Source organism: Aeromonas sp. R3-1 (genome assembly GCF_040908345.1).
Lineage (GTDB): Bacteria > Pseudomonadota > Gammaproteobacteria > Enterobacterales > Aeromonadaceae > Aeromonas > Aeromonas veronii.
The window spans coordinates 1-6666 of record NZ_JBFODN010000145.1; the positions used below are offsets into that span (position 1 = coordinate 1).

A 6666-nucleotide genomic window follows, 5' to 3' on the forward strand; every position below is an offset into this window, starting at 1 on the left:
ATTACAGCATATGGCAGGGAACTTTTCTTAAAGCGACCATCTATAAATATTCCTAGCCATAATAAGATTAATAAAGCATAAGTAATAATAGTACCTATACTGAAAGATAAATCGATGCCTAGTAATCTTAAAAAAGAAATCATCCACCCCTGCAGAAACAGCGATGTTATTGCAATCTTTAATATAAAAAATCTATAGGCTTTCATATATTATCCACATCTAGAGCACACTCCTCCAGGCTATCTATTTGTCACTTTTATTTTGAATTAGGTTCGAAATTATCACGTAATACCTGAGCATTTCGATTTCTGTACCGTTCACAAACTGCCCCAATAATAATGATACCGACAGGGATAGGCATCCTTGCCCCCTCTTTAAATCTGACATAAATACATTTGACACAAATATAAATATGTACTTTTTGGCCATATGCCAGCAATCATTTTGTAGGCCGCATCAATATTGAGTGTTCTTGTAGGGGTTGGGGTTGGGGTACGTGATATTATCTTACGGTTAACTATAACCTTTCGACCTTAATCTCGAACTATACTTATCTAATGAATGGGGGAAGTACGAAGATAAAATGTTGAATCTGCATGGCGTAGATAATTTAAAACTCTAAATAAACTTACGAGCCCCTCCCCAAAAGAAGTAAGATTGGTTTATATGTATATAAAATAATAATTGAACAGCTTTCATTCCCTATACCATTTATCCATAATAAAACTGACTAGCTGCATAGAAAACCTCCCCCCTTCTAATACATGGGCGTCATGAAATTTCATTAAAGTATCAGTATTATTTAGATTGCTTTCTAACGAAATGGCTTTCAATATGATAAGTAGCTCATCCCAGTTGCTTGCGACTGGATAACCACTTATCAATTCAGAGTAGTCAAAATACATATCCCTATCTAGCAACAAATATTTTTCAATATCAAATGGCGCAAATATAATAGGCTTCTTAGAAAGACAAAAATCAAACATAATACTTGAATAGTCAGTAATCAAACAATCGTAATTACCTATAACATCATAAATATCATCATCAGATGAAATCTTGATACACCCGCTATCACCCACCTTGTCGATTATATCTTGCGGCGGTCTGTTAACTGGATGCGTTCTTAAGGTAAGACAGATTCCATGCTGCTCTAAAAAATCAACTAATTTATCAAAATCAAAATGATAATCACTATTGAATAAAGAAACTTCATCACCAATTTTATCCCGAAACGTAGGCATATATATGACTTGAAATAGGCTGCCTTTTATTTCATCTCTTTTATCGCTAATAAAAACATCATTTCTTGGATAACCTGTTTCTATTATCTTATCGATAGGCATAGAAAATGCGGTTGAAAAAAGAGTTGATACTTTCTTTCCTGTACTAACCATATAATCATAAAAATTATTGTTTAGATATTGATATACCCATGTTCTATGCCATTTTCTTGCTGTCAGATTATCGTCTAACCCAATCTTCTTTAATGGTATTCCATGCCATAACTGAATCCTTTTAGTTGTAATACCAATAAATGCTCCATTTAGATCGGTATTAATAGAATGGCCGACGAAAGCTATTTTTGCTACAATCTGATAGTATATCCCCTTCAAACTTAGGTGATAATATATATCTAAATCAAGGCCATATTGTCTTTTAGTCCTATTTATCAACTGTTTATCTTTGCAAATCCAAATAACTCTAATGGGAAAATCTCTCAATGTCCTTACATGGTTGAAGAGATATTTTGGATTGTCGGCGAATCGATGACCAAACCAAGCACCAAAGACCCATATGCTTTTATTTTTTGGAATAAGTGATACTAGTGCTATCACGGCAAATCTAAACATATAAAAAATATAGCGTGTCATCACCTTCATATTTTTCAATATACTCCTCAAGTAATTAACATAGAAATAAAAATAGGAATAGGTTTAGAAGAAATTTTGATGGATATTCGCAACAACATCATGTCACTGAAAATATTGTGGCTACGATGTACGCCTGATAAATCATCTACTCGGATAAATAATTGATATGTTTAGTCGCACTGAGATACCAGACTGAATAGAAAACATCACTTTACGGCTACGGAGCATACCTAGAGGATGAGCAGCAGAATGCGCCTTCTTACAGTTCATAATCAGCCAAAAACATATGTCTTTTTTATATCAAAAACGTTACCCGTTAGTTTTTTAATATTAGGTTAATATATTTTATAATCCTATTTACGAATAAAATAATAAAATAACGATATTCTAAGTAACATAACAATGGTTTCGACAAAAAGAACGCTATAACATACATTAATTGCTGATACTATATCCTGCATATACATCAAAAACAAACTTATTAATTGCAGTGCAGCTCCCCATAACACTGTCTTATTTGCAATATCAACTCTACCAATCATTGAAAAAGCTGGATAACCAAAATTAATTCCGATAAAGGTCACAACAGAGGAGATCAAAAACACTCTCAAAATGTCACTTGCTTGGGAAAAAGCTTGACCATAAAACAATGATAATATTTCACTTGAAAAATAATAAATGATGGAACAACCGAGAGTTAGAGGCAATGTAAGTAATAAAATAAACTTATAAAAAACTTTGGCATTTGGGGTATGAGTCAGATACGGATAAAGTGCTTGAGTTACAGGAGCTGTGACACCCTGCCCCGCCTGATATAATTTTTCTGCGCTGGAATATAGTGCAGCTTGTTGAGCACCACAAATGGAGCCTACAATGAAGGTACTGGCACTTGTATAAATACCTACAGCAGCGCGTGACATAAAAAACTCTACGCTACTTGAAAAGACCTTCCAAACTAAATCCATTGAAGGGAAAGAAAACCAGTAGCCGGCATTTTTTAGTAATCTAGAACCAATCACAGCAGCTATAATGTTGCTGCCAGCTAAACTACACATTACAAGATGTATATCATTCTCATCTCGGATCAGTACAAATACTAAAGCAATATATAATATTTTAGCTGCCACTAAACTAATTGTAATATTTTTCATCTTTTCAATTCCTTGAAAAAACCAAGTTAACTGAAAAGCCTGTGAAAGAATAACTAAAATAATAGAAAACAATACTAGGTTGGAGAATCCTATCTGTGGCATCAGCCAACTATAAATAACAACACCCGTTGAGCTAATTATGGCAAGACATAGTTTAATAATGGTTACTGAACCTAAATATTTTGCAACCTTTTCTCGCCGTTCATGATGTCTAGCAATCCAATGAGTACCAGAAAGATTAAAACCAAAATCAGTTAATATCATGGCAATGCTCGTCATCGACATAGCCATAACAAAAACACCAAATTTCTCGATTCCTAGTACACGAGTCAAATAAGGCAACAGTAATAATGGTGCTATATAATTGGAAAACTGAACAAGTAGCAGAAATGCAATATTTTTGTAAACACGAATCTCGCTCACGTAGCTCACCCCCTTTGCCGTTGCAAATTTTGCCTGAATATTCGAATAACCTTGTGGATATATATCATAGATTTCAAGCTAACGCCTTCATTTTGGCAAAGGAAATTTTCTATTTTTGGAGAGATATAGATTTAAAAGTTTAGTCATAGCCAGTAATCGAGCAGCCTATAAAATTGGCATCTCATCCTATAGACTTAATATATTATCAGGAAATTTAAAAGTCATGACGAACAATCAAATTATTTTTACGATAGAATACTATATCTCCACTTGAATACCTTCCATTAATCGCATCAATTATTGGAGCAATCCCTTCATCAAGATCCATAACATTCGGATTATTAATTGTAAGCCCCTTCCTTAGCTTAGTATCGATAGCTCCAGGACATAAAACAACGACATCAAATCCGTTTTTTACCAATCCACCTGATAATTTCAATACTCCGGATTTAGATGCGCAATAAGACGTCCAATCTTTATATGACTCATATGCCGCTGTAGATGATATATTTATTATTCGACTGTGTTTATAGTTTAGTATGGCCCTGCGAGTAACAAGATAAGTACCAATTAAGTTTACATTAATATCTCTTATCCAGAGATAAGGATCACTATCAACCAATAGAGATGAATATAATACTCCTGCTGTATTAATTACAATATCAAACTTCTTATCCCCCATATAACTGTCAACGGAAATCACATCAGAAACATCTAAATCTTTTTTATTTGGTATATATATATTAAAGTCATTAGCCAATCTCTTGGCTAACGTAGATGCGATATCACCATCTCCGCCAGTTATTAATATAGTCTTCAATTATTTACCCTCAGGCTCTGGAATCGGGTGGCAATCGCTATCTTTTATAAGTTTAACATACTGATCATAAATTCTTTGCTTAAGATTTGTTGAACTAATCCCCACGCCATACGGCAAATAAAATACCTCAACCCCCAAATCTATCAAATAATCATATTTCCCAAACCAGTCGTCCCCAATCACAAAACGAGATATATTCAATTTCTTTACAGTTTCTGTATGATCTAATGTGTGCTGTGGAATAACTAAGTCAGGATATTTCAGCCCTTCAACGATAGCGATTCTTTCTTCAAATGGGATGATTGGAGGCTTCTTATATGTGCATACAAGTTCGTCTGTGCTAACCCCAACAATTAATGTCTCCCCAAGCCCTCTCCCATATCTTATCATTTTTAAGTGATTACTATGGAATAAATCAAATGTTCCTGATACATATACTACGGCCATTTTTACACCTTATATTATACAAAGAATACTAAAACATCCACAAACAAAAAAAATATAGAATAATAACTTATCCACAACAAACACTTTTAATCATAAAAATACATTGCATTTTCAAAATGGACCCCATTCAGATCTTTTTGGGATAATTGTGGTAAAAAGCAAATTGGCCATTCAATAGCCACATCCAAATCATCCCATATAATTGATGCCTCACTTTGAGGAGAGTAATAATTAGTTGTCTTGTAAAGAAATTCAGCAGTCTCACTTAATGTTACAAATCCATGAGCAAATCCTTCCGGAATCCAGAGTTGGCGTTTGTTCTCGGCAGATAGATGCACTCCCACCCACTGACCAAAGGTGGGGGAGTTTTTACGAATATCAACTGCGACATCAAATACCTCACCAACGACACAGCGCACCAGCTTGCCTTGAGCGTGAGGGGGAAGTTGATAATGCAGGCCACGCAACACACCCTGGCTCGATTTAGAGTGGTTGTCTTGGACAAAATTCACTGGATAACCGACCGCTTCTTCAAATTGCTGCTGGTTAAAACTTTCAAAGAAAAAGCCGCGTTCATCGCCAAAGACTTTAGGCTCAATGATTTTGACGTCGGGAATTTTAGTGTCGATGATGTTCATTTTGATCTCGGGAATCGGGGTCGTTAATCGTTAATCATTAATCATTAATCATTAATCATTAATAATCGCTCACCAACCATTAACCGTTCAGACTTTGCCAACCATCTTTAGTAGATATTGACCATAAGCGTTTTTCACTAGTGGAGCAGCCAGATCACGAACCTGCTCAGCACTGATAAATCCTTGGCGATAAGCAATCTCTTCCGGACAAGCCACTTTCAGCCCCTGGCGATGCTCAATAGTTTGAATGAAGTTGCTCGCTTCAATTAGGCTCTCATGGGTGCCAGTATCCAACCAGGCGTAGCCACGGCCCATCATGGCGACAGACAGATTACCTTGCTCCAGGTAGATGCGGTTGATATCGGTGATCTCCAATTCACCACGAGGCGACGGCTTCAGGCATTTGGCGATCTCGACCACACGATTGTCATAGAAATAGAGGCCGGTCACAGCATAGTTGCTCTTGGGCTCCAATGGCTTCTCTTCCAGAGAAATAGCGGTGCCTTCTTTATCAAACTCGACCACCCCATAACGTTCCGGGTCATGCACATGGTAGGCAAAGACGGTAGCGCCGCTCTCTTTGGCTGCAGCTGCTTCAAGCTGTTTCTGCAGGTAGTGGCCATAGAAGATGTTGTCACCCAGAATCAGCGAGCAGGGGTCTCCCCCGATAAACTCTTCACCCAGAATAAAGGCTTGTGCCAACCCGTCCGGGCTTGGTTGCACCTTGTATTGCAAATTCAGGCCCCACTGGCTGCCATCACCCAGCAATTGTTCAAAACGGGGAGTATCTTGCGGCGTGCTGATGATCAAAATATCCCGAATACCGGCCAGCATCAGGGTGCTGAGCGGATAGTAGATCATCGGCTTGTCATAGATAGGCAGCAGCTGCTTGCTCACCGCCATGGTGACTGGATAGAGACGAGTGCCAGAGCCACCGGCCAGAATAATCCCTTTACGTTTGGTCATGATGCTTGTTTCTTATGTTTAAATTGCAAAAGAGAAGGGTGGCTTGCGGCCACACTTTTTAAACTTTATCACTTGGCCAGTGATTTACTTGCCGAGGATCTCGGTCAACATCCGCTCCACGCCAACCTTCCAGTCCGGCAGCACCAGATCGAAGGTGCGCTGGAATTTAGTGGTATCAAGACGGGAGTTATGGGGGCGTTTGGCAGGGGTCGGGAAGGCACTGGTCGACACTGCATTAAGTTGCGTGACCGCTAGTTCAACCCCGGCCTCTCTGGCTTTGGCAAACACCAGCTGGGCGTAGTCAAACCAGGTGGTGGTGCCGGAGGCAATCAGATGATACAGCCCGG

General features: G+C 37.8%; 8 protein-coding genes. All 8 read right to left on the reverse strand.

All coding sequences use genetic code 11. The features are described from left to right. Positions 1-206, reverse strand: a 206-nt coding sequence (locus AB5Y85_RS08905; protein WP_368221335.1) for a hypothetical protein, incomplete at its 3' end; no start/stop codon positions are given. A gap of 489 nt (positions 207-695) precedes the next feature. Then, entirely contained in the window at positions 696-1883 is a 1188-nt protein-coding gene (locus AB5Y85_RS08910; RefSeq protein WP_368221342.1) for a CDP-glycerol glycerophosphotransferase family protein, read from the reverse strand. Between the two features lie 344 nt (positions 1884-2227). Then, complete coding sequence (locus tag AB5Y85_RS08915) at positions 2228-3448, reverse strand: oligosaccharide flippase family protein (protein ID WP_368221336.1); 1221 nt, start codon at positions 3446-3448, stop codon at positions 2228-2230. 214 nt (positions 3449-3662) lie between these two features. Further along, a complete protein-coding gene (locus tag AB5Y85_RS08920) occupies positions 3663-4268 on the reverse strand; it encodes an SDR family NAD(P)-dependent oxidoreductase (RefSeq protein ID WP_368221337.1) in 606 nt (201 codons plus the stop codon). After that, on the reverse strand, positions 4269-4715 hold the full coding sequence (locus AB5Y85_RS08925; RefSeq protein WP_368221338.1) for an adenylyltransferase/cytidyltransferase family protein: 447 nt from the start codon (positions 4713-4715) through the stop codon (positions 4269-4271). Positions 4716-4801: 86 nt separating this feature from the next. Then, entirely contained in the window at positions 4802-5353 is a 552-nt protein-coding gene (gene rfbC, locus AB5Y85_RS08930; RefSeq protein WP_368221339.1) for a dTDP-4-dehydrorhamnose 3,5-epimerase, read from the reverse strand. An 87-nt stretch (positions 5354-5440) separates the two neighbouring features. Further along, the gene (gene rfbA / locus AB5Y85_RS08935; protein WP_368221340.1) at positions 5441-6319 is read right to left on the reverse strand and encodes a glucose-1-phosphate thymidylyltransferase RfbA; all 879 of its coding nucleotides are present in this window, start codon (positions 6317-6319) and stop codon (positions 5441-5443) included. 84 nt (positions 6320-6403) lie between these two features. Next, a partial coding sequence (locus tag AB5Y85_RS08940; protein WP_368221341.1) for a sugar nucleotide-binding protein occupies positions 6404-6666 on the reverse strand: 263 nt, incomplete at its 5' end.